Annotated in this window: 25 protein-coding genes, 1 tRNA gene and 1 pseudogene; 8 read left to right on the forward strand and 19 right to left on the reverse strand. The window is 40.3% G+C overall.

Going from position 1 to position 24761, the window contains the following annotated elements; translation table 11 throughout:
- Window positions 1-5 precede the first annotated feature (5 nt).
- Window positions 6-1220, reverse strand: coding sequence for an Obg family GTPase CgtA (cgtA, locus tag ACSC9N_RS09585; protein WP_004980365.1), 1215 nt, complete (start codon window positions 1218-1220; stop codon window positions 6-8).
- Window positions 1221-1622: 402 nt separating this feature from the next.
- Window positions 1623-2003, reverse strand: a complete 381-nt coding sequence (locus ACSC9N_RS09590) for a winged helix-turn-helix transcriptional regulator (protein ID WP_004980366.1) — start codon at window positions 2001-2003, stop codon at window positions 1623-1625.
- A gap of 112 nt (window positions 2004-2115) precedes the next feature.
- Here ACSC9N_RS09590 and ACSC9N_RS09595 point away from each other — a divergent pair, with 112 nt between their 5' ends.
- Entirely contained in the window at window positions 2116-2967 is an 852-nt protein-coding gene (locus ACSC9N_RS09595) for an SDR family oxidoreductase (protein ID WP_010326457.1), read from the forward strand.
- 52 nt (window positions 2968-3019) lie between these two features.
- Here ACSC9N_RS09595 and ACSC9N_RS09600 read toward each other — a convergent pair whose 3' ends face one another.
- From ACSC9N_RS09600 to uvrB, 6 genes are all read right to left on the reverse strand, one after another.
- Window positions 3020-3700, reverse strand: coding sequence for a hypothetical protein (locus ACSC9N_RS09600; protein ID WP_010326456.1), 681 nt, complete (start codon window positions 3698-3700; stop codon window positions 3020-3022).
- A 9-nt stretch (window positions 3701-3709) separates the two neighbouring features.
- On the reverse strand, window positions 3710-4426 hold the full coding sequence (locus tag ACSC9N_RS09605; RefSeq protein WP_010326455.1) for a hypothetical protein: 717 nt from the start codon (window positions 4424-4426) through the stop codon (window positions 3710-3712).
- Between the two features lie 286 nt (window positions 4427-4712).
- Window positions 4713-6170 (reverse strand): glyceraldehyde-3-phosphate dehydrogenase, encoded by a 1458-nt coding sequence (locus ACSC9N_RS09610; protein ID WP_004980374.1) that lies wholly within the window; start codon window positions 6168-6170, stop codon window positions 4713-4715.
- A gap of 323 nt (window positions 6171-6493) precedes the next feature.
- Window positions 6494-7429: an EamA family transporter RarD gene (gene rarD, locus ACSC9N_RS09615; protein WP_010326454.1), complete on the reverse strand. Its 936-nt coding sequence runs from the start codon at window positions 7427-7429 to the stop codon at window positions 6494-6496.
- 148 nt (window positions 7430-7577) lie between these two features.
- Window positions 7578-8162, reverse strand: coding sequence for a lipocalin family protein (locus ACSC9N_RS09620; RefSeq protein WP_010326453.1), 585 nt, complete (start codon window positions 8160-8162; stop codon window positions 7578-7580).
- Window positions 8163-8265: 103 nt separating this feature from the next.
- A complete protein-coding gene (uvrB, locus tag ACSC9N_RS09625) occupies window positions 8266-10287 on the reverse strand; it encodes an excinuclease ABC subunit UvrB (RefSeq protein WP_010326452.1) in 2022 nt (673 codons plus the stop codon).
- A gap of 175 nt (window positions 10288-10462) precedes the next feature.
- Here uvrB and ACSC9N_RS09630 point away from each other — a divergent pair, with 175 nt between their 5' ends.
- The 3 genes from ACSC9N_RS09630 to ACSC9N_RS09640 all read left to right on the forward strand — a co-directional run bounded on the left by ACSC9N_RS09630 (window position 10463) and on the right by ACSC9N_RS09640 (window position 13903).
- Window positions 10463-11254 carry an A1S_2505 family phage non-structural protein gene (locus ACSC9N_RS09630; RefSeq protein ID WP_010326451.1) on the forward strand — a complete coding sequence of 264 codons (792 nt, stop codon included), beginning with the start codon at window positions 10463-10465 and terminating at the stop codon, window positions 11252-11254.
- Between the two features lie 268 nt (window positions 11255-11522).
- On the forward strand, window positions 11523-12230 hold the full coding sequence (locus ACSC9N_RS09635; RefSeq protein WP_171056717.1) for a hypothetical protein: 708 nt from the start codon (window positions 11523-11525) through the stop codon (window positions 12228-12230).
- A 206-nt stretch (window positions 12231-12436) separates the two neighbouring features.
- On the forward strand, window positions 12437-13903 hold the full coding sequence (locus ACSC9N_RS09640) for a sensor domain-containing diguanylate cyclase (protein WP_010326449.1): 1467 nt from the start codon (window positions 12437-12439) through the stop codon (window positions 13901-13903).
- A gap of 42 nt (window positions 13904-13945) precedes the next feature.
- On the opposite strand, the gene ACSC9N_RS09645 is transcribed toward ACSC9N_RS09640, so the two are convergent.
- Complete coding sequence (locus tag ACSC9N_RS09645; RefSeq protein ID WP_004693646.1) at window positions 13946-14125, reverse strand: hypothetical protein; 180 nt, start codon at window positions 14123-14125, stop codon at window positions 13946-13948.
- Window positions 14126-14295: 170 nt separating this feature from the next.
- On the opposite strand from ACSC9N_RS09645, the pseudogene ACSC9N_RS09650 reads away from it, so the two are divergent.
- Window positions 14296-15061, forward strand: a pseudogene (locus ACSC9N_RS09650) (IS5-like element ISAba31 family transposase).
- A 140-nt stretch (window positions 15062-15201) separates the two neighbouring features.
- On the forward strand, window positions 15202-16428 hold the full coding sequence (locus tag ACSC9N_RS09655; RefSeq protein WP_004693649.1) for a pyridoxal phosphate-dependent aminotransferase: 1227 nt from the start codon (window positions 15202-15204) through the stop codon (window positions 16426-16428).
- Window positions 16429-16529: 101 nt separating this feature from the next.
- Here the strand turns inward: ACSC9N_RS09655 and ACSC9N_RS09660 are convergent, their stop codons facing one another.
- Both ACSC9N_RS09660 and ACSC9N_RS09665 read right to left on the reverse strand, forming a co-directional pair.
- Complete coding sequence (locus tag ACSC9N_RS09660; protein ID WP_010326448.1) at window positions 16530-17399, reverse strand: DMT family transporter; 870 nt, start codon at window positions 17397-17399, stop codon at window positions 16530-16532.
- A 125-nt stretch (window positions 17400-17524) separates the two neighbouring features.
- Window positions 17525-17947: a GFA family protein gene (locus ACSC9N_RS09665; RefSeq protein WP_010326447.1), complete on the reverse strand. Its 423-nt coding sequence runs from the start codon at window positions 17945-17947 to the stop codon at window positions 17525-17527.
- A gap of 340 nt (window positions 17948-18287) precedes the next feature.
- On the opposite strand from ACSC9N_RS09665, the gene ACSC9N_RS09670 reads away from it, so the two are divergent.
- On the forward strand, window positions 18288-18722 hold the full coding sequence (locus tag ACSC9N_RS09670; RefSeq protein WP_010326446.1) for a PaaI family thioesterase: 435 nt from the start codon (window positions 18288-18290) through the stop codon (window positions 18720-18722).
- A 69-nt stretch (window positions 18723-18791) separates the two neighbouring features.
- On the opposite strand, the gene ACSC9N_RS09675 is transcribed toward ACSC9N_RS09670, so the two are convergent.
- Window positions 18792-19250: a hypothetical protein gene (locus ACSC9N_RS09675; protein ID WP_010326445.1), complete on the reverse strand. Its 459-nt coding sequence runs from the start codon at window positions 19248-19250 to the stop codon at window positions 18792-18794.
- A 251-nt stretch (window positions 19251-19501) separates the two neighbouring features.
- On the opposite strand from ACSC9N_RS09675, the gene ACSC9N_RS09680 reads away from it, so the two are divergent.
- A tRNA-Asn gene (locus tag ACSC9N_RS09680) sits at window positions 19502-19577 on the forward strand.
- Between the two features lie 738 nt (window positions 19578-20315).
- On the opposite strand, the gene ACSC9N_RS09685 is transcribed toward ACSC9N_RS09680, so the two are convergent.
- The 7 genes from ACSC9N_RS09685 to ACSC9N_RS09715 are packed head-to-tail and all read right to left on the reverse strand — an operon-like array spanning window position 20316 to window position 24760.
- Window positions 20316-20969, reverse strand: a complete 654-nt coding sequence (locus ACSC9N_RS09685) for a tRNA-(ms[2]io[6]A)-hydroxylase (protein WP_010326444.1) — start codon at window positions 20967-20969, stop codon at window positions 20316-20318.
- 24 nt (window positions 20970-20993) lie between these two features.
- Complete coding sequence (pdxJ, locus tag ACSC9N_RS09690; protein ID WP_004980400.1) at window positions 20994-21719, reverse strand: pyridoxine 5'-phosphate synthase; 726 nt, start codon at window positions 21717-21719, stop codon at window positions 20994-20996.
- Between the two features lie 13 nt (window positions 21720-21732).
- Window positions 21733-22443 (reverse strand): DNA repair protein RecO, encoded by a 711-nt coding sequence (recO, locus tag ACSC9N_RS09695; protein ID WP_004693661.1) that lies wholly within the window; start codon window positions 22441-22443, stop codon window positions 21733-21735.
- A 10-nt stretch (window positions 22444-22453) separates the two neighbouring features.
- Window positions 22454-22651, reverse strand: a complete 198-nt coding sequence (locus ACSC9N_RS09700; RefSeq protein WP_004693662.1) for an NF038104 family lipoprotein — start codon at window positions 22649-22651, stop codon at window positions 22454-22456.
- Window positions 22652-22686: 35 nt separating this feature from the next.
- Entirely contained in the window at window positions 22687-23715 is a 1029-nt protein-coding gene (gene era, locus ACSC9N_RS09705; RefSeq protein ID WP_010326443.1) for a GTPase Era, read from the reverse strand.
- A 6-nt stretch (window positions 23716-23721) separates the two neighbouring features.
- Window positions 23722-24414: a ribonuclease III gene (rnc, locus tag ACSC9N_RS09710; RefSeq protein ID WP_004693665.1), complete on the reverse strand. Its 693-nt coding sequence runs from the start codon at window positions 24412-24414 to the stop codon at window positions 23722-23724.
- Window positions 24386-24760 carry a DUF4845 domain-containing protein gene (locus ACSC9N_RS09715; RefSeq protein WP_004693667.1) on the reverse strand — a complete coding sequence of 125 codons (375 nt, stop codon included), beginning with the start codon at window positions 24758-24760 and terminating at the stop codon, window positions 24386-24388. The genes rnc and ACSC9N_RS09715 overlap by 29 nt, the downstream gene beginning before the upstream one ends.
- Window position 24761: the final 1 nt, after the last annotated feature.

A 24761-nucleotide genomic window follows, 5' to 3' on the forward strand; every position in this document is an offset into this window, starting at 1 on the left:
CGAGCTTAACGTACGTAAAACACTTCCATTTCGCCGTCATCTTCATCATCGTCTTCATCATCATCAGCCAACAGGCCTGCAAGACGTTGTTGGCGACGCATTTCACGATATGCTTCTTTAGCGGCAATAGTTTGTTCGCGTGTTTCAGCTTCAAGCTGCTCACGGAATGCTTTCACTTCTGCTGCATAGTCAGGATCTTCAAGCTCACGTTCACGTTGTTGCTCAATTTGATCCATCAGGTAATAAACAACTGGTTTTGTCCCTTCAGACATCAAACCTGAAGTTTTAAATACAGGGCCATCCCACTGCATTTCATCTAAGATATGCTGACACCATTCATCACGCGTATCGTCTGCAAGTTGGTCAACTTTGTTTAACACTAGAACGATAGGTAACTTTGAAAGTGTCGGAGAGAATTTCTCTAACTCACCCAAGATCGCTTTTGCATTGTATGCAGGATCAGAACCATCAATCGGCTGAACATCTACAATGTGAAGCAAAATACGCGTACGCGCCAAGTGCTTTAAGAAACGAATACCAAGACCCGCACCTTCAGAAGCCCCTTCGATCAAGCCAGGAATATCCGCCATTACAAATGAACGGTGACTGTCTGCATCAACCACACCAAGGTTTGGAACCATCGTAGTAAATGGATAGTCTGCAACCTTAGGTTTTGCTGCTGATACGGCACGAATAAACGTCGATTTACCTGCGTTTGGCATACCCAGTAAGCCAACATCGGCCAGTACTTTTAGCTCTAAGCGAATTTCACGGAATTCACCTTTAAAACCATGGGTACACTTACGTGGCGAACGGTTCGTCGATGATTTGAAGTGAGTATTCCCCAAACCACCATCACCACCCGCTGCAACAAGCACACGTTGACCACTTTCAACCAAGTCGCCAATAATGTCACCTGAGTCAGTGTCAACAATGGTTGTACCTACAGGAACCTTTAATACTGTGTCTTCACCACCACGGCCTGCGCAGTTCGCGCCACGACCATTTTTAGCTCGCTCCGCACGGAAGCGGCGAGTATAACGGAAGTCTACAAGGGTACTGGTATTATCATCAGCTTCGATAAATACGCTACCACCACGACCACCATCACCACCGTCTGGACCACCAAAAGGTACGAATTTTTCACGGCGAAAACTGGCTACGCCATTGCCACCGTCGCCAGCCTCTACGGTAATGACTGCTTCATCAACAAAGCGCATGCTGCCAATCCTCTAAATACTTTAAAACCGCATATTCTGCCATATTTTACAAAATTTCTCGAATAGAATTATTCAGCGAAACATGAAATTTAGTCACAAAAATACCAAAATCTAATTTTTTGACACTTTTCACCTGATTTTCTTCATTTTTTAATTTAAATGTGCTGACCATTTAGTCGTTAGGCCACTCTTCGATTCACTTTATTCAATCCTACTCAACTTTTACTTTCAAAAAGGATTTTCACATCAAAATAGCGCACTAAAAGAATAGCTTGTTTGATAACAAGACTTTTCACAGCCTGAAATTTGAATCAGCTCTAATCCACTTCCGCACTCCTGAGGGATTCACTATTAAAGTGTAATTAAGAATTCACGCAACCAATCCACATTACTTGTCATCTTTTATTTTAAAGCTGCTACTCGCTCCTTGCTTTCTAGAATTTCAGGCAAACTTTTTTCAATCCAACCAATCAAATACATGGTTTTCTCAGCGGCTTGAGAACCCAAGATCGTCAATTGGTACTCTACTTTGGGCGGCACCACGGGATAGACCGTCCGTAGAATAAAGCCATCATGCTCAAGCGTTTTGAGCGTCTGAGAAAGCATTTTCTCACTCACTCCTTCTATACGCTGCTTGAGCTCACTAAAACGATGTACGCCATCACTTAAACAGCGCAACACCAGTACCGACCATTTACTCGTAAGATGCTCCAAAATTTCACGAGATGGACACTCCGTGGATAAAACTTGACCTAACAATTTGCTTGTCGCATAGGTGTGCATCATTTCTCTCCATTTGGTTTATTACTTACTTTTTGGTACGTACTTACATTTAGTAAGTTAACAGATTAAGATACAACCATCAAGTATAGAAAACAACCAACATAGGTGAATTATGAAAATTGCAATCACAGGCGCAACAGGACAACTTGGCAACCTCGTTATAGAGCAACTTTTGCAGCTGACCGCTGCCCAGAATATTGTTGCGCTGGTTCGTAACATTGATAGAGCTGAACATTTCAAAGTCCAAGGTATTGAGCTGCGTGAGTTTGATTATGACCGCCCTGAAACACTAGCTCCTGCTTTATTAGGAATAGATAAGTTATTACTCATTTCAGCCAATGAAATTGGTCGCCGTACACCTCAACACAAAGCAGTGATTGATGCTGCGAAAGTGGCCGGCGTACCTTATCTTGCTTATACTAGCTTACTTCGTGCAGATAAGTCCCCACTCGGCTTAGCCCAAGAACACCGTGAAACCGAAAAACTAATTCAAGACAGTGGAATCACTTATACCTTCTTAAGAAATAACTGGTATAGCGAAAACTACCTTGCAGGTGTTGCTCACACCATTGAAATTGGGACGCTTTTTGGCGCAGCTCAAGATGGCCAAATTAGCTCAGCATCGCGTATAGATTATGCTGAAGCTGCAGCCAAAGTTTTAACTTCAACAGGTCATGAGAATAAAACCTATGAATTGGCAGGTTCTGAAAGTTTTACTAAAGCTGATTTGGCTCAATTCATCAGTCAGGCAACTCATAAGCCAGTTATCTATCAAAATTTGTCTGCCGATGACCTGCGTCAAGGCTTAATTCAAGCCAACCTCCCATCACACTTGATTGATGTGATTGTGGATGCCGATGTGCAGACCGCCAAAGGCGCGATGTACAGCAACAGTAAAGACCTAGAACAATTGATTGGACATAAGACCACCAGTATTCAAGATTCGATTAAAGCCGCACTTTAAGCCAATCATTTAATCTTCACATTCAAACACCACCAGTGATTGGTGGTGTTTTTTATGGATGAATGTTCTTCACAGGTAGTGTCATATTCATCTCCAAATTCGCAGTCGTACTCCGTTCCGTGTTATACATGGTCGCATTGAAGCTTGCTATTTTTCGCATAGTCATTGGGTCATTCAAATTTAACTGTGGTGCAAACTGATGTAACACATGCAGACGCACTTGCTCATCAAACTCAAAATAGACCAAGCCATTAAACATAATTTTGATTGGGATCTGATAGTCTTGCTTTAAATGAAATGGTACAGCCAGCTTAATCGGAATATCTAAAGTGAGTGGGAACTTAGGCAATAGTTTATTTTGATAAATTAGGTCTGTAGTTGTCTCCAACGGCATATTTTGATCAATGAGCACCTCTGTTTGATAATCAATAGATACTGAAACGGGTACTTCTACTTCAAACTCTAAATTTGCCAAATATTTCCCTGTCAAAGGCAGGTTGATTTTCTGATCGATTTTCAGTTGCGTATCTAAAGTCCCAACGGATTGGGTTTCTAAATAATTACCCACTTGGATTTTGGTCGGTAAGGAGTCTGATAGTTGAATTTGGGCTTCACTCGCTGACACTTGCATATTAGCTTGAATATTCAGGTACAACCAAAACAGCACAGCCACCAAAATTACAATGCACACAAAACTCAGTATAAGCCGCTTTGCAGACTGGAATATCCGCATACTCCCCCCCTATGGCTTCACGTGTTCTTGAGGTTGAGGTTTTTCACGCAGTAATTGCAAGCTATTGAGTGGAATTTTCAACTCCCCCTGCTTAATTTCAATTGGCAATGTATTCTGTACATCCACCGACGCTTTCAATGCCGTTTTAATGGGAACCTTTAAATGCCCCTGTATTGGAATATTGGTCTTAACCACTGTATTTACTGGAATATGTAGATTTTCTTTCAGTACGGTTTTCACAGGTGCATCAAATTTGAGGTGTACTTGCTGTTCAAGTGGCACATCGATATGAATCGGCACATCCAACTGAATAGGAATATTGCCTTTTAAAGGCAAAGTCACATCTCGCCCCATGACTTTCACCTGTACCTTGGTATCTACAGGCATGTTCTGATTAATTTTCAAGGTTTCACGCACTGGAATGGTGGTTTTAATCGGAACCTGATTATCAAAATACACTCGTGGAGTCAGCGTTTGGGTCAGTGGAATATTCAGGTTTTCACGGATCGGAATTTCTGCATTGACGCGCCCTGTGATATCAACATCTAAGGCATCATGAATTTTAACCTCAGCTTGTAAAGGCTCTTGCAGATCAATACTGACTTTTTGATTTTCTAAGGGAATATAAATATTAAAGTGTTTAAACATCCAAATAGCGATAAGCACACCGCATACAGATGCCAACACAATGAATGCCAATCCACTTAGCACATGCTTCACTTGCAAATTCAAATTCCTTTTGTTTTATTTTCTTTTATCTGACAAATATCATCCGGTTGTCAGCTTAGAAAGTCATTGGGGGCGGTATACCAACCAGACTCTATAATTTTTATCACCCTATTCTACACAGTATTCTAATTATTCTAAGTAAATTAGTAGGGATTAAACATTGGCAACTCTTACCACTCAAGCCAATACTTATGTCACCCCAACGCACCTGATTGGCCTCATCCACAACAACAGCGCAAAAAAAAGAGCCTCAATTGAGGCTCTTTTTAGTCGCTATTACAAATTATGCATTTGTTTCAGCTGGAATTTTTGGATAGCTTACGCCGCCCATTTGCTCTGCAATACGTAAAACTTGGCAGCTATAACCAACTTCATTATCGTACCAAACATATGCAGTTAAACGGTTGCCCGAAGTGATTGTTGCTTGCGCATCAAATACACCTGCTGTACGCGAACCGATAAAGTCAGATGATACAACTTCAGTCGAGTTGGTATAACCGATCTGACCTTGAAGGCTAGAGCTGATTGAAATTTTACGAATGTATTCGTTCACTTCATCACGATCAACTTCTTTATCTAAAGTTAAGTTCAAAATCGCAAGTGAAACGTTTGGTGTTGGAACACGTACAGAGTTACCTGTTAATTTACCTTGAAGTGCTGGAAGTGCTTTAGCAACCGCTTTAGCCGCACCTGTTTCAGTAATCACCATGTTCAACGTTGCAGCACGACCACGACGGTCTGCTTTATGGTAGTTGTCGATTAAGTTTTGGTCGTTTGTGAACGAGTGAACTGTTTCAACGTGACCATTCAACACTGTGTATTTGTCATGTAAAACTTTAAGTGTTGGTGTAATTGCGTTGGTTGTACAGCTTGCAGCAGAGATAATGGTATCTTCATCAAGAATGTCTGCTTGGTTCACACCAAACACTACGTTCTTCATGTCGCCTTTACCTGGTGCAGTCAAGATCACACGTGCAGCGCCTGGGCACTTAAGGTGTTGAGCAAGACCTTCAGCATCACGCCATTTACCCGTGTTGTCGATCACTAACGCATTGCTAATACCATAATCGGTATAATCAACTTCAGTTGGGTTCGACGCATAAATCACTTTAATGAATTGACCGTTTGCAATGATTGCTTCGTTTTCTTCATCAACAGAAATCGTACCAGAGAATGGACCATGGATTGAGTCACGGCGTAATAAAGACGCACGTTTTTCCAAATCACCATCAGATGACTTACGAACCACAATCGCTTTTAGGTTCAAACCACGGCCAAGACCAGACTGACCAATCATTAAACGTGCAAGAATACGACCGATACGACCAAAACCGTAAAGAACAACGTCACGGCCTTCTACTGAAGTCGCACGACCTTCTACAGATTTAACAGCTGCTGCAACAAATGCATCAACATCGCCACCTTGCTCTTTAAACGCAACGGCTAATTTGCCTAGATCAATTTCAGCAGTACCGATATTTTCAATTTTAGCTAACGCTTCAAGAATTGGGAACGTGTGTACAACTGAAAGTTCAACGTCCATCATACGAGTGAAACGGTGCGCTTTTAAAATTTGGATAACTGAACGGTTAACTAAAGAACGTCCAAACACTGAAACCACAATATTTTTTTCACGGTAAAGCTGACCGATCAAAGCGATCATTTGTTCCGCGATTTCTTCACGGTTTTTCCAGCGACCTTGGTGTTCTGCGTGTAGGGCGATGATAGTCTCTTTGCTCACAGATACGTCCTCTAATTAATTTAATCTAAGCATAAATTTTAAAACCCAACAATTGTAAAGGATTTAGCGCCAAGTTTGAATCGAAAGCTGTAAATGCATGATGTTTTTTGTCGTATATTCATTATTAATTTAAGAAATGATTGCATTTAGTCTTATGATTTTGCAGTATAAAAATTAAAAAAATATTTTTTTAGATAAAAAATAAACAGTTACGCAAATGATGTTTTATCAAACAGTCAATTATTCTTAAAGGGCAAAAAACAAATCAGAAACATGCTTATCGCCCAAATTCTAGTGCAATGACAGCTCCAAACATCATCAAATTAGTCTGAATGTTGCTGTTTTTCAAAATGCTCAATATTTCGTTCGAGCTGTTTTTTATTTTGTTGCTGTTTATATAAATGCAACACGCCTTCAATAATAAGCAATAAGACTGCAAACCAAATTGGAATATAAGTAAACCACTCACCTGCCTCTATACGCTCTCCCATGGCAACTGATGCTCCTGCCAGTAAAACTGGCTCCAAATAACTCAGCAAACCAAAAATCACAAAAGGTAAATAACGACTCGCGAGTATATAACTTCCAAGCCCCATCGCACTTAAGAAACCCAGTCCAATGACCGCCAAAATCAGATGTGGAAACTGTTGTATCAAAGCCAAACTATCGCTATGCACAAAGCCCAAATAGAATGCGACAGGTAAAATCAAAAACAGATCCCACCAGAAGCCACCCAAATGATCCGTTTTACAAACACGGCGCAGGAAGAAATACAAAGGATAAGCCAAAGCGATATAAACCGTTTCCCATGCCATGCTACCAATACGCCAAATTTCATGTCCTACCCCAAGCATAGCAAGGGCTACCGCAGCCATTTGCCAGCGGGATAGTTTTTCCTTGTAAAGGATGCAACCAACCAACACCATGACCAAAGGCAGTAAAAAATAGCCGAGCGACACCTGTAGGCCGCGACCATTCATGGGCCCCCATAAAAATAGCCACAACTGCGTGGTACATAAAACCGAACTAAACAATAACCAAGCAAACATCCAAGGTTGTTTAAAGATACGCTTAAACAACTCCGAAATGAGTTTTAAATCACCACTCCACCACATGAATGCGGTTAAAAAGGGTAAGGTCGAAAGCATACGCCAAGCAAAAGTTTGTTCACTATCCAAAGGCTTTAAAAAAAAGGTATAAAAATACAAAACCCCAAAAGTGACGGATGCTAAAACCGATAGTGCAACACCTTTATACATCCTTCACTCCACATTGATTTACGCGATTTTTACCAGGCTCCGATTATAAAGCGTTCGACTGTATAAAGCTTTATTATTCAAGTTTTAAAATACGTATATGAAACTAAAAAAGCCATGCTTCAGCATGGCTTTCAAGGCTTAATAGATTTTATTTTTGCAATTGTTTGGTATGAATCAAATCATTCAAGTCATAACCCACTGACTTTGCATATTCTAAGTATTCATTAATGACTTTTTGGTCTGGTTGTGGCGAGCGAGAAAGCACCCACATATACTTACGGCGTGGCTCACCCACTAAAACCGTTTCATAGTCATCATCAATTTTTAAAATCCAATAATCCCCCCGTGCCATGGGTAACCAACGCACCACTTCAGGTAAAAAACTCACTTTCAACTTACTGTTAAAAGGTGGGTTTTGTACAAATGCTTCACCTATGGACTGCATCAACTTACCATCTTGGGCATAACATCGGTTATCTACCGTCACATTGCCATTTTCATTCAGGGTATAAGTAGCCGAGACATTACTTCCACATTTATTTTGGAAGTACATGGGCTTACGTGCAATTTCGTACCAAACACCCAAATAACGGTCTAATTCAACCTTATCCACCACAGCTAAGGGTTTGCTCTGGGCATAAGCCATGGTTGCCATGCCTAACCCGACTAAAACAGCACCACCTACAGCAATTTTGGCAAGCGTAAAACCCGCCTTTGGAAGATTTGCAGACATAAACTGTACCTTTAATATTTCAGAATTTATGATCTAAAAATAAACATCTCTTTAAAAAATAATGCTTTCTGCCCAAATTACTGTAGCGTTATGTAAATGCAACTTAGGTTAGAAGTTGTGCTTTTAAGCGCAAAATTTCATCTCGCAGACGTGCAGCTTGCTCAAACTGTAGCTCTTTAGAAGCTTTTAACATTTCTTTTTCCAACTTGCTTAAATGCTTGGCAAGAAGTTTCGGATCGGACAGCAAGTGCTGCTGATCTGCACTTAAGGTTTGGTGTTGATCTGTGATACCACTTTCAACTTGATCATCTGTCAGCACTTCGCCTGTATCAATATCCTTTTTATTTTGTCTGATAGTGCTACGCGGAATAATGCCATGCAGCTCATTAAAGGCCATTTGTTTTTCACGACGACGGGCTGTTTCATCAATGGCTTTTTGCATCGAATCGGTAATCCGATCACCATATAAAATCGCTTTGCCTTTTACATTACGCGCTGCACGACCAATGGTTTGAATCAAAGAACGCTCAGAACGCAAGAAACCCTCTTTGTCCGCATCTAAAATAGCCACTAAAGACACTTCAGGCATGTCCAAGCCTTCACGTAGTAAGTTGATCCCGACGAGGACATCGTAGACACCCGAACGTAAGTCATGAATAATTTTCACCCGTTCAACGGTATCAATATCTGAGTGCAGATAGGCAACCTTGACGCCATACTCTTTCAAATACGAGCTTAAATCTTCTGCCATACGTTTGGTTAAGGTGGTTACCAAAACACGCTCATCTAGATCTTTACGGATATTGATCTCAGACAACACATCATCAACTTGAGTCAATACCGGACGTACTTCAATTTCGGGGTCAATCAACCCTGTAGGACGAACCACCTGCTCAGCTATTTGCTCGGCTTTTTCAATCTCGTATTTGGCTGGTGTAGCACTGACATAAATCGTTGCTGGCGTAATCCGCTCCCATTCTTCAAACTGCATTGGGCGGTTATCTAGCGCACTAGGAAGACGGAAACCATAATTCACCAAGTTTTCTTTACGCGAACGGTCACCTTTATACATCGCGCCAATTTGCGGCACAGTCACGTGTGACTCATCAATAATTAGTAAGGCATCGTCAGGAACATAATCAAATAAGGTTGGCGGCGCTTCGCCCGCAGGACGACCGGATAAATGACGTGAATAGTTTTCAATACCGTTGGTATAGCCCAACTGCTGCATCATTTCTAAATCATAACGGGTACGTTGTTCAATTCGCTGTGCTTCAAGCAATTTGTCATGTGCACGAAAGAAACCTAAGCGTTCTTTTAACTCTTCACGAATCGTGCCGATGGCGCGCTCTAAATTATCTTTCGGTGTTACATAGTGACTTTTTGGGTAAATAGTTATGCGCGGAACTTTACGTACCAGTTTGCCTGTCAGTGGATCGAACCAACGAATCGAATCGACTTCATCATCAAACAACTCGATTCGAATCGCATGCTGGTCTGATTCCGCAGGGAAAATATCAATAATTTCCCCACGAATACGATAGGTACCGCGTAAAAACTCAAGCTCATTACGGCTATATTGCATTTCCACCAAACGACGAATGATATCATCACGTGCAATACGATCGCCCTGTACAATATGCAGCAGCATGCTCATATAGGCATTGGGGTCACCCAAACCATAAATAGCAGAAACTGAAGCAACAATAATTGCATCGCGACGTTCTAAGAGCGAACGTGTTGCAGATAAACGCATTTGGTCAATGTGGTCATTGATCGCTGAATCTTTTTCAATAAATGTGTCTGAAGATGGCACATAGGCTTCGGGTTGGTAATAGTCATAATAACTGACAAAATATTCGACGGCATTGTTCGGAAAGAAAGATTTGAACTCACCATAAAGCTGTGCGGCTAAGGTTTTATTATGTGCCATGACAATGGTCGGACGTTGCGTCCGCGCAATCACGTTGGCCATGGTATAGGTTTTACCTGAACCCGTAACCCCAAGTAACAACTGGTCGTGATAGCCCTTTTCTATTCCAGCAACAAGCTTTTCGATGGCTTGCGGCTGATCACCTGCGGGTTGGTAATTGGTGACTAAATCAAAAGGTTGTTTCTCACTCACAGACATATCCCAAGATTTGCTTCTTCAACCGACTATTTTAACAGATTCAATCCCGAGCAATTCTTGCTTTTAGATTTTTAATGTAATTTACTGAAAATATTACAAAGATTTTTCACTTGACCCCCCCGTATTTCAAGGGCAACATGAAGTGAAGAAGAGCGAAAAATCAGAGCCTATGACATACCAATATCATGACGAAAGCATCGTCAAAAACCTAGATGAACATACCGTATTTGTGTTTGGTAGTAACATGGCAGGTCAACATGCGGATGGTGCTGCCCGAACTGCACTTGAACACTTTGGCGCAATAAAAGGCGTCGGACGTGGTTGGTCAGGGCAAAGTTATGCCATTCCCACCATGAACGAACACTTACAGCAAATGCCGCTCTCGCAAATTCAACACTATATTGATGACTTTAAAATCTATACCAAAAATCACCCTAAAATGACTTACTTTCTAACCTCTATCGGCTGTGGTATTGCAGGTTATAAAGTTGAAGAAATTGCTCCTATGTTTAAAGGCATTTCTCATAATGTTATTTTCCCCGCATCATTTCGCCCATTTGTGGAAAGAACACTACCACGTCTAAATAAAAAGTTTTTGCATACCATTTTTAATGATGCCGTGATTTTCAGCACTCAAAATGATGACATGCTGATTCAGCATTTGGCCTTAACCGATAATGAAAAAAGTTTAGCCAAAATTATTCTCAACACACGCATGTATCCAACCGACAGTAATGGTCGCGATCGTGTTTTTGAAATTGAAGATATTTTACATGCGCTGTCAGGGAAAATATTTGATTTTGAGACCAACGCGGAGGGGCGCATGCTTTTTGGTGGTGCCATTTTAGCGCTGTTGGAACTTTATAATATCAATGAACAAGACTTCATTGAAGTTTGGCAAGGCAGCCGAGAAATCGCACCGCCAAAACCCGAACATCGTGCGCGGAAAGCCTCTCGTTGAAACCCATCTTTCAAACCCCAAAAGCCAACTCTATGAGTTGGCTTTTTAGTTAAAAATAATAGAGTTGTTGAAATCTTCCCTACCCCCCAATCGCCAACTACTACAAAAAATGTGACGGTATTGTTCCTGCTTTTCCCTTTTTAACTTTTAAAGGTTCACTTACACTCTGAATCATAATCATACTTTTCAAAAACTTAAATAAATCATGAAAACAAATAGACAACTTGAAGCCTTAAAATCCAAAAGAAACAAGCATGCACTTTTCAGTATGGCTATTGCCGTTGTCATGCTGATTGCATTTTATCAACTGCCTCAATTTCAGGATTTTAGTTTTATAAATCTATCCCCAGTCTACTTTATCTTCATTGTATGCTTATCCTTCCTCAAAAAGACAAAGAACGAACAACCGAAAAAGAACAACCTCCTCTTAAATATTTTATTCATGACGGCACCCTTCTTCATCATTAATGTTTTTGCACTTTCCAGTCTCAGCAAATTTACTGACTATTCGGCTGTACGTATTGCAAAACATATACCTAACCCACAACACATCGAGGGCCAAATTCGGTTAAATAGCTACACTGTGGGCTCTGGGCGTAATAAATCACACTATGAAGATATTGTATTAAATGAAGCTTCTCAGCAGCAACCACTAAGACTGGTTTGTAATTTCATGGATCGCTTTAAAAGCTGCCCGCTATTAGAAGACCTTCAACAACAAAAGGTTAGTATCCGTTATTACACAGACAACCGTCAGTTTATCTACCCAGAAGTTTTAGTGTTATCGGTCACAGCAGACAACACAACCATCAGCAGCCAAGACTTCATGCAGATCTATCAACAACAACGAAAGAATTTTTTGATTTATTTATTCTTCATGGTATTGATTCCAAACCTATTGGTAATCAATTTATTTTGGCGCGACCATCAATATCAACAATCACAAACTTTTCGCTATCGACCTCAAAGCATTTAGCGCTTATCGCTATCAGCATAAACGCTCTTTAAGCTCCAAAACCATTGGAGCTTATGCACTTTCTATGCGCAATCAATATGCATTTTTTGACTAAATCCCCCATAAACTCACATAAATTTTAAAAATAACTTTTTTTATCACATTATTTTAAAAAGTTTTTTTAGCGCTTATACTGCTTTAAATTCCAACATAAAAACGAGATATAAATGCAATTATTGGACTCTCCTATTTTTGAATTATCTCCCATTGCCATGTGGTTAGAAGACTTTAGTGAAGTACAAAAACAATTTGATCTTTGGCGGAGTGAAGGTGTTGAAGATATTGCGTCTTTTCTGTTGGAAGACAAATCACGTATTTTAAGTTGTGCGCATAAAATTAAAGTCCTGCATGTCAACCCGCAAACCTTAAAACAATTTGAAGCCGAAAGTTTTGAAGATTTAACTGCGAACCTTGCGCAAATTTTTAAAGCAGATATGTCAAGCACTCATTTAAATGAGCTGGTCGCGCTTTGGAATGGTGAGACCTTATTTGAAAACACTGCCGTAAACTATACGCTTACAGGTCATCGCCTTGACATTCGCCTGCGCGGGACAGTACTTCCTGGTCATGAACACGATCTTTCATTGGTTCTGATCAGCACGGAAGACATCACGCCTTATGCCAATGCACAACGCTTAGAAGAAAAAAGTCGTTTAATTGCTGAAGCACGTTTTCAATACTCGCCTACTTCGCTTTGGGTTGAGGACTTTAGCCGAGTCAAAGCACGTTTAGATCATTTACGTCGTTTGGGGATCAGTGACTTTAAAACTTTCCTTGATGTCCACAATGACTTTATTAATGAATGTCTCAGAGACATCATGGTTACCGATGTCAACCAAGCTACACTCGATTTGTTTGCTGCACGTGACAAAGACCATTTACTTAAAAATTTGCATAAAGTCTTTCAGAACGCAACCCAACAGACCTTTCGACATCAGCTGCTCGAACTGTGGGATGGCAATATTCAACATAACTGCGAAGCAGTCAATTATGCACTCGATGGAAGTATTCGCCATGTGTTGTTGCATTTTGCCGTGTTTCCAGGCTTCGAAGACGATTGGGGTATGGTACAACTGGCGCTCACTGATATTACTGCGCGCAAAAAAGCCGAAAATTATCTTGAGTATTTGGCCAAGCATGATGTCTTAACCAAACTTTATAACCGCTCTTTCTACAGCACCGAAATCAACAGACTTGAGCGCAACAACCTACGTCCTGTGTCTTGTATTTTCCTAGATATGAATGGCTTAAAAGCTATCAATGATAACCTTGGTCATGATCAAGGCGATAGCTTATTACGCCGTATGGGTAATACCCTGAATCAGTTAATTGAAAATACCCAATACTCTGCTTCAAGGATCGGTGGTGATGAATTCGTGGTGCTATTACCTGCCGCCGATGAAGCCGCATTGAACCATTGTATTGAAAGTTTGCATGAGCTTTTAATGGTAGATAACCAATTTAATAATCATCAACCGATTAGTGTGTCGATTGGCACTGCTACCAGCCAGCCAAATGAGCGGGTTGAAGATATACTTAAACGTGCCGACACTGCGATGTATGAACACAAAAAAACCTACTATGCACAAAATGATCGACGGGTTAGCAATTACAACCCAGCGAATGATCAATAAAAAAGCGCCCTAACCAGGGCGCTTTTTTATTTCAATGGCGAATTAACGTTTACCCATTGAACGACGGGTGCCACGTGGTGGCATCCAAGTACGATCTGCATATTGTTCAGGTTTTGGACGAACCTGATTATGTGCAACATCGTCAGCACTTTGTTCTGCATTTGGCATTGGGAATGGGAGATTCACCAAAGGTTTTTTTGAAGTAGGCTGTTGCTTACTCATGACCATCACTCTCATCAAATTGCGCTTATTTTAAAGTTTTTTTCATAAAGATGCGAGAAACTTCCTAATTCTGTACATTTTTGAAATCATTAGGGTGTGTTGACACTTTTAGCTTAAAAAAATAGCGAAGTAGTAAAATCAAATCGCCAAACCCAATTTTACTATTCGCTATGCCTCGTACCATGCTGACAGATCAACACTGGCAAAAGTTGAAAGTTATTCTGCGTAATTTATCCATTCACCACAACTCAAATTTACGCAATTTTATTGAAGCTATTCTCTATAGAATTAGAACAGGCTGTCCGTGGCGAGATATTCCTTGTTGTTTTGGTCATTCAAACTCTATTTTCAAACGTTTTAATCGTTGGTCAAGCAGCGGTAAGTTACTTAGATTATTCAAATTACTAGCCTCATGCCCCGATATGGAGTGGATTTTTATTGATGGCTCTCATGTACGTGCTCATCAACATTCTGCCGGTATAGCGAATCAATCTATTTCTAAAAGTGTAGGAGGAAACTCCTCAAAAATACATTTGATTGTTGATGCACATGGCAATCCTATTGATTTCATGATTACCGATGGAACCACACATGATGTTAAAGTTGCACCTGATTTAATATCAACATTAGATTTAAAAGAGACAAAAGTGGTATGTGCAGATAAAGGCTATGATTCAGAACCACTGCGTGAACAGATCAGGAAAACAAGGACTAAAGCGAATATACCAAAAAAAACAAATAGCCAATCGAACAATGACCATATGGACTGGTGTTTATATAAAATCAGGCATTTAGTTGAAAATATGTTTTGTAGATTAAAGCAATTTAGAGGAATAGCTACTCGATATGACAAGCTCAAAAGAAATTATCAAAGTTCTGTTGCTTTAGCCTGTATATTTTTATGGCTACCTTTATAGGGTTAATTATGAACAGTAAATGTCAACAGACCCTAATTCAAAATTGAATTTTTTTATGTTTTTTGCAGAAAATCTGTGTTTTTAAACGCCTTGCTTGAGTTTTTTAAGCTAATATAGTGTGCTTTTTATTTTTTAAACCCTATAAGAAGGAATACTGCCGTGGACGTACGTCTCTCTGATCGTGTGAATGCCATCAAACCGTCCCCAACTCTTGCTGTTACCAACAAAGCTGCTGAATTAAAAGCGGCTGGCAAGAACGTTATTGGCTTGGGCGCAGGTGAACCTGACTTCGACACCCCACAACACATCAAAGATGCAGCAATTGCAGCGATTAACAACGGTTTCACAAAGTACACCGCTGTAGATGGTACGCCTGGCCTTAAAAAAGCGATTATTGCAAAATTCAAGCGTGACAATAACCTTGATTATGCTGCAAACCAAATTTTGGTTTCTTGTGGCGGCAAGCAGTCATTCTTTAACTTAGCATTAGCTTTGTTAAACAAAGGTGATGAAGTAATCATCCCTGCACCATTTTGGGTAAGCTACCCAGACATGGTGATTATCGCTGAAGGTGTTCCTGTTATTGTAAAATGTGGTGAAGAACAACGTTTCAAAATCACACCTGCTCAACTTGAAGCAGCGATCACAGACAAAACTCGTTTAGTGGTTTTAAACAGTCCATCAAACCCAACAGGTATGATCTACACTAAAGCTGAATTAGAAGCTTTGGCTGATGTTCTTCGTAAATACCCAGAAGTTTATATCGCTTCTGACGATATGTACGAACCAATCCGTTGGGATGACGAATTCTACAATATCGCAACAGTTGCACCAGACCTTTATGACCGCACAATCGTGTTAAACGGTGTGTCTAAAGCATATGCAATGACTGGCTGGCGTATTGGCTATGCAGCGGGCCCTGCTAAGCTTATTGGCGCAATGAAAAAAATCCAATCTCAATCAACTTCAAACCCAACTTCTATTTCACAAGTTGCTGCTGAAGCTGCGTTGAATGGCCCTCAAGACGTTCTTGAGCCTATGATTGAAGCATTCAAACGCCGTCATGACTTAGTTGTTAGTGGTTTGAACGACATCAACGGTATTTCTTGCTTACCTGCTGATGGCGCATTCTATGCATATGCAAACATCCGTCCATTAATTCGTGCGAAAGGCTTAAAATCTTGCACAGAATTCTCTGAATGGTTATTGGAAGAAACTGGCGTTGCCGTAGTTCCTGGTGATGCATTCGGCTTAGGCGGTTTTATGCGTATTTCTTATGCAACTGCTGATGACGTACTTGTAGATGCGCTTGCACGTATCAAGAAAGCGGCTGACTCAATCGAAGGCGTAGACGCTGCGATTGCTTCAATTGCTGCTGAAAAATGATTTAACCTTTAAAGTTAGATTAGAGAAACCCGCGAACTTCGCGGGTTTTTTATTTTTAAACAAAATCTGAAAAATTTGCTCTTAAGCCCGTTTAAATAATTTTAGAGCCGTGTAGTACCAGCAGAATCTATTGTATCTACGTCTTTCTTGCGAGATGACGCCGAGATCACCAAGGCAATGCCTGCCAGAATAATCGTCGCAGAAATAATGATTCGGAAACTCAACGCTTCCCCAATAAACAATGCCCCACCCAGAATCGCCAAACATGGCACAGACAATTGCACGCTACTGGCCGTGACCCGATCAATTTTCTTCACTATTGCATACCAAAGTACATATGCTCCACTCGATGCCAAACCACCAGATAAGAGCGCCAACAGCATACCTTTTGGCTGGATAAAACTCTGTGTGTAAAAAAATAAATAGACCAAGACAACAAAAGGAATCGCCACTACAAAATTTGCCAAGCTACTGGCCAGTGGGTTATGCATCTTTTTACCTACAATGCTATACATCGCCCAACCTATGCCTGAAAGTACCATCAATGCAGCATAACCCAAAGGAGGTGCCGAAGACGCTGGTAGCAATAAAATCAAAAGACCTAAAATAGCGATCACCAGCCCCAACCCGCGTCGTAAATTGATTTTTTCACCATGACACAGGCCATAACCAACCATACTTAATTGAACTGTCCCAAACAGTAGTAATGCACCTACACCCGCGTCGATATGCAAATAGGCCAGTGAAAAAGCCACAATATATAAGGCAAGAAAAAAACCGTTTTTTACACTCCACTCTATTTTGGCCTTATGAGTAGAGAGCATATACAGTAGAAATAACACCATTGTACCGCTACAGACCCGAAGTAAGCTAAAACTCATCGGATCAATCTGCTGCTCAGCCAACGCTAAACGACATAGCACCGAATTGGCTGCAAAGGCCAACATTGCAATGGAAATTTTAAGCAGCATGTTTGAGCATCCTTATTCAACAGCCTGCTGATATATCGAATATATCTTATTAAATCTAGAGAGTTTTTCTCATACAATTTATCAATAATCTCGATGTGCAACTCAGATGATTCAGCCTGAATATCTTATTTTTTAGCATCATCTGGTGAAAATAAAGCAATCACATCCGCTTCAGTGAGCTGCTCTGTAGAATACTTGAATTGGTAAAAATCAGGCTTATTATCAATATAAATTTCTGTTGTAAGTTTTAAATCTTTTGGCTGTTCTTCCATCGCAAACACATTGATATTACAATAGCTGCCGTCCTGAGTTCGCCAAAAAAGTGACGTGCCACATTCGCTACAAAAACCACGCTCCCCCCAATCCGATGACTTGAATAATTTTAAATATTCTTGATTGTCAAACTTTAAACTATTGGGTTCGACATCAATACTCATGAGTACCCCGCTCGACTGCTGGCGGCACATCGAACAATGACAAGCATGCACATCATGATTTTTGAGTGCGGCTTGGAACTTAGTTTTACCGCATAAACAGGACACGTTCATTGTGAGTTCCTTCTTCATGTGAAGACTGTATAAAATTACTAAAACCTTGTTTATCTTATATATAAATAAAAAACAAAGAGTGTATAAATTTTGTGCACCACATTAAAACAATGCTCACGTTTAGGTTACTCAGTTCTATCAACACTCAAATCATCAAAATGAATACGCTTACACTTTTTACATGCAATCCGTTCGCAACATCATCTCAATCCGTGATTACGATTTCGTTGATTTTGTACTGATCAATCCAATGCTCAATATTGACGAAAAGACTGAATTTTGTTTAATTGGACAACAAGTTCCAAAAAGGAACTCATAGATAAATATAGGAATGAACAAGATGAATCCCAAAGAAATGACAGGACTACAACTCTTAGAAGCCATGTGTGCAGGAAAAATTCCACCAGCAAGTATCAGTGAAACTATTCCCATGCAGCCTTTTGAAGTTTCTGAAGGAAAAATTAGCTTTAAAGCAAAAGCGGATCACCGCCATTTAAATCCGCTTGGTGGCGTGCATGGTGGCTTTGCAGCAACAGTACTCGACTCAGTAACAGGTTGCGCTGTACATACTATGCTTGAAGCAGGTGTTGGCTATGGCACCATTGATCTGAATACTAAAATGTGCCGACCGATTCCAAGAGACAAAGAACTGCTTGCCATCGGCAGCGTGATCAACATCAGTAAGAACTTAGGTATTTCTGAAGGTAAAATTGTAGATGAAGACGGTAAACTCTACGCCCATGCCACAGCCACCTGTATGATTATTCGTTCCTAAAAACGAAAGGCACTGATAAATTTCAGTGCCTTTTTTACGCCAAATTAAACTTTACTTCAGCATGACAGATCAAATTGCGGTTTTAAACGTCTTCAGCGTCTGCAATTTTGAGGCATCAGGACGCTCAACTCCTTTATAAATACAATAGTATTTAAATGCGCTGTCTAAACTCACGTCTAAACTTTTACCTTCAGCAGCAGACCAGACTTTTGAACGATTATTACCTGATAAAGCACTGCCTGACAACTGATACAAATACAGATCATGTTCTCGCTGCACAGTCTTTTTAAGAGTACTTGTCGACTGTGCGGAAAGCAACTGACAAGGACTGTTGACCAGCCAACGCTCACTAAACCAAAGTTGTAATAAATCACCCAAATACAAGTCTGTACAACCGACTGGCCAAACATCAATATAGGCTGACTCTACAGAGATATAGTATTGTTCAGGGTTGGAAATAATAGAAAGATACTGATTTTGATAATCAGCTAGGTTTGCAAAAATATCGGAAATAGTAAGCGTATTCATTCGCTTTCTCCTGTTTAGCCATTTTAGTGCTGGCAAGTTGGTTATAAATCCACACTGTTTAAGTTTTCACTTAAACGCTCTGTTGTTAAAGTCAGACTATCAACGACTTTCCCACATTGCAAGCACTTCAATACGATTTTTTTTGAAAATGATTTTTTTGTTCAAATAAAAAGCATCCAATATAAAAATGACAGCAACATGACATTTTAGACTTGACCCACTATGAAATGTCCTTATAATCGCATGCAGATTCTCCAATAGCTCAGTCGGTAGAGCGACGGACTGTTAATCCGCAGGTCCCTGGTTCGAGCCCAGGTTGGAGAGCCAAATTCAAGAAAGCCCACACTATAAGTCGTGGGCTTTCTTCTTTTCTACACATTAAAAGTTTTACCGCTTAAGGTGTAAATCCTCCAGCTAAGTTCAACAGAAAGCCAGAACTAAACTATTCTCGAAAAATAACTTATCTTAAAAACACTAAAAAATGATTCACAAGAAAAATCATGAGCACATTTAAAACACATGTGGATGTTCGTCCAGATCACAGCAACTGAAATGAAAAAATGGAAAGGGCAAAAAAATTGGGAATACCAGCTTAGTTTTAGTGATCCTGCTTATAAAGATATTTCTACTGGATGTAATCATTATGAGTAAAATGACAGATTATTTTTAATTTTTATTCACCCACCACAGCCAATCATTAAAAATATTTTTTAAGAAAATAGATCTTTCCACCCAATTAAGTCATGTCTCTGAGACTTTGCGAAATACTCTTTCTGATGTAACCATTTTTCATGATGTGCAATGGTGGAACGTGGAAGATATAAAAAAGTACAAGAAATCATCGTCAAAATTCTAAGCACACCTACTCAAATAACTCATTCCACTGACTCATATTTCGCGATTTTATGGAAAGGAATTACAGCTCTCAATACATCATATCTACCCATCTCTAATTAAAAAGCCCAATCGATAAAGATTGGGCTTTTTAATGAGTTAGAATTATCTACACTGAGAATTTGCAACTTTCGAACAGTCTACAAACTGTGGCATTCACCCACCTTATTTCTAAGTCGCTTGCATAGGCACGCCACTATGGAAACGAAACACATCATCAGGTGTAATAATTAGCTCTTTTTCGACGTTACGGATATGTTCAATACGGGCTTGAATATCTTCTTTCGGATTTTTCAATTTCCCCGTTTGCGCAACATCTAAAGCCAAAGCTAAATAGTCTTCAAAATGGCGTGATTCAGACTTCAGCAGGTAGCGATAGTAACGACCTAATTCATCATCGACCAAAGGTGCTAACGCGTAGAAACGCTCACATGAACGTGCTTCTACAAAGGCACCAATGATTAAAATATCAATTAAAGCCTCAGGCTCATAAGTCCGCACTTCTTTACGTAAACCACCCGCATAACGACCAGCGCTCAGATTGCTCCACTCTAGCCCGCGCTTTTTCATAAATTCAAGCACTTGCTCATAATGCAGCATTTCTTCACGAACCAGTTGTGCAAGCTTGACTTGTAAATCGGTAAAAAAACTATATCGAAACATCAGGTTCATCGCTGTACCTGCAGCTTTCTTCTCACAATTCGCGTGGTCTTGCATCAGCACATCAAGATTAGTTAGTGCTTCAGCCAACCAAGCTTTTGGTGTTTCACAGCCCAAGAAGTCCATGACGGGCTTCATGAGTTCATCATAATTGATATTCGACATATTCAAATCTTAAAAACTTTAAAATTAACGTGCAGCTTTAATCACTGCTTTCATTTCACGCACGGCTTGTTCCAAGCCCACAAAAATTGCATCGGCAATCAGTGAATGACCGATATTTAATTCGTGGATCTGTGGAATTTGCGCAATTGGGGTTACATTTTCAAGGTTGAGTCCATGCCCAGCATTGACTACTAAACCCTTAGATGCCGCATATTCAGCACCTTTGACAATACGTTCAAGCTCATGTTGCTGAGCTTCAGGTGTTTCTGCATCAGCATAAGCGCCTGTATGAATTTCAATGGTTGGTGCACCACAAGCAACCGCTGCATCAATTTGTGCAAAGTCAGCATCAATAAACAAGGACACATCACAACCAATCTCAGACAAGGCTTGAGTTGCCGCTTTAACATCGTCAAAATGTCCAACCACATCCAAACCACCTTCAGTCGTCACTTCTTGGCGTTTTTCAGGAACAAAACATACATGGTGCGGTTTAATTTCTTTGGCAAATGCAATCATTTCATCTGTGACTGCCAACTCCAAATTCATACGTGTTTTAAGCGCTGGACGCATACGACGCACGTCATCATCTTGAATATGACGACGGTCTTCACGTAAATGCAAGGTAATCCCTTCCGCCCCTGCTTGCTCACAGATCAGTGCTGCATTGACTGGATCAGGATAAGACGTTCCACGCGCTTGTCGTAAAGTTGCCACGTGGTCAATATTTACACCAAGTAATGCAGCCATATTCATTTCCTAATTACGATTGAGTTTGAGTGTTCTGAATCCACAACTGACGACTTTTTAAGGGGCGATCGCCCAACAATGAACTGATCATTTGTCGATACAACTTGGTCAGTAATTGTAACTGCTCCAAACCAAAATCCCTACCCTTTTCATATTGGCACATGCTTAAAATTTGCTGTCCATTTAAGGTCGATCGCGAGGCTTGTGCAGTAGGAATAAAGCCTTCATTCAGCTGGAATATATAGTTGAGTGATGCCTGAATTTCAAGTTGATTGGCATCGGTCGAAAAATCTAAGGCATAGCCTAAATCTTCCAGCAGTTCGTGCTCAAACTGTCTTAGAATTTGTTTTAAAAATTGATTAGGATCGGCTTGCTGTGCCAGTTGTTGTAATTGCGTTAGCGTATGCGCATATTGAGCAAAACTTTGCTCCATTTGTACTTCGAGCGGACACAGCCTGAGCAGGATCTCATTGAGATAAAAACCTGAAAAAAAAGCATCCCCGAAGAAAAAAATCGGCTGATTGACAATTTCAAGTTTTGTAAAATTTTTGAGTTCAGATTTACCCGAAGCTTGTAAACAAATCGGCTGATATTGTGGCGGCGGGGTTTGCCTTAGAATACCATCAACTCGCCCATGCTCTTGGGTAAATAAATGCACAATATGACTACGTTCACGGTATTTTCTATGGTGAATTAAATAACCATGCAGTACTTCATTGCGCATGAGAAATTAACTAATCTTTTTTATCTTTATCATTCTGTTCACTGTCTTCATCATCCCCATCTGGGATAACAGCACCAACCACAGCTGCGGTTCCTTTCACCACGCCTTTTGTGGTTTTATAAGCAATCTTTACAGGAACGGTGACGATCTTGTGTATACAACCTTGCAAAAACAACATACAAGCCATTACTGCGAACACTTTGACCATAACACCATCCCTATAAAAATTTGTTTTCTTAAAACTTAGATATCGCTATAACCTAAGCTTTTCAATGCACGTTCATCATCAGACCAACCGCCTTTCACTTTAACCCAAAGTGTCAACATGATCTTTTGTTCAAACATTTTTTCCATATCGATACGGGCATCCATACCGATTTTCTTAAGCTTAGCGCCTTTTTCACCAATCACAATTGCTTTCTGGCCTGGGCGGTCTACAAAAATCGTTGCATCAATATATGTACATGCTGGTTTAGGACGACCTGTTTTTTCATTCACCGTTGCTTCTTCAGTCTTAAACGACTCAATTTGCACGGTTAAATCATAAGGTAGCTCTTCACCCAACTGACGCATAATCTTTTCACGGATAATTTCTGATGCCAAGAAACGTTCAGAACGATCTGTCAATTGATCCAATGAATACATCGGTGGCTGGAAAGGTAAATATTTTTCAATGGTATCGCGCAGATGGTCTAAGTTTGCACCACGTAGTGCAGAAACAGGAACAATCTCAGCAAAATTCATTAATTTTGCACGCTCTTGAATCAAGGGTAATGCATGGTTTTTATTTTCAAGTATATCAATTTTATTGATCACTAGAATCACTGGCATCTCTGCATTTTTGAGTTTTTCCAAAACGAGCTCATCGTTTTGAGTCCACTTGTCTGCATCCAGAACAAACAATACCAAGTTGACATCACGCAATGCAGAAGACGCAGCACGGTTCATCATTTTGTTGATGGCGCGTACTTCTTTTTTATGCATCCCTGGCGTATCCACAAATACTGCTTGAGATTTTGCACGTGAATCAATTCCCACAATCTTATGCCGTGTGGTTTGTGGTTTACGTGAAGTAATCGATAATTTTTGACCCAATAAATGGTTCATCAACGTAGACTTGCCTACGTTTGGACGACCTACAATTGCCACAAAGCCGCTACGAAAATCCGTTGGGATTTCTGTGCCTTGTTCGCTAAAAAACTGGCTAATTAAATCATTACTGTCGCTTTGCGACTCGTGATCAGCATCGATGTGATCGGAAGAATTTGACATGGCAGATTACTGCTCCAAAAGTTTTAAAATATCCGCCGCAGCAGCTTGCTCAGCAAAACGACGACTGGTGCCCTCACCATTTACAACAGACAATCCATCCACTTTACATTCCACTTTGAAATGCTGATTGGGTGCATCACCTTGAATATCAACCACATCATAAACTGGGAGAGCTTTTTTTCGTGCCTGAAGATATTCTTGTAAACGAGATTTAGGATCTTTAAGTTGATCGGTTGGCTCGATATGGTCTAAATATGGCTCGTACCATTTTAACACAATCGGCTCCAACACCGTTAAATCACTACAATCCACATAGATTGCACCAATAATCGATTCAACCGTATCCGCAAGGATGGACTCGCGATGATGTCCACCTGATTTTAACTCGCCTGTACTTAAAATGAGTGACTGGCTCAGTTTTAAATCATTTGCAATTTTACCTAAAGCTTCCTGACGAACCAAGGTTGCACGCATACGCGTCAAACGGCCTTCGTTCTCAGTTGGATAAGCTTTATAGAGATAATTTGCAATAATCATCCCTAACAAAGAATCGCCTAGAAACTCTAGGCGCTCATAATTGTATTTGTGGCTCACCGATCGGTGGGTCAGTGCAAGCTGAAGTAATTCAGGTTGTTTAAACTGATAACCGATACGGCTCGCTAAGCGGGCTTCACTTAGCTTGGACTGAGCTTTGATCAAAACTTTTCTCGAACTTTAATACTAAATCTATATTCAGTAAGAAGGGTTTTCTTACCTCATACTCCTTTTTCACCTGCAACCCTTCGGTATTGGTGACTTGCATAATTTCTTTAATCTTCACATCGCGAATACCATTCATATCCAAACGCTTTGAAAGCTGACTCTCAAACTCCGCGGGCTGAATATTTTTCGGGCTGCTTTGAAATACTTCCTCAATTTGGCTATTGATCATCCGATCATCAAAATAAGGAGCCCAAACTGCAATTGCCACTTTCGCCATAAATGCAAACCCCATGATTGCAAATAAAATGGCGATATAAGATGCCCCTTGTTGATTCTTGCGCATT

This window comes from Acinetobacter sp. PC34, assembly GCF_051789135.1.
In the GTDB taxonomy this organism is placed as follows: Bacteria; Pseudomonadota; Gammaproteobacteria; order Pseudomonadales; family Moraxellaceae; genus Acinetobacter; species Acinetobacter johnsonii.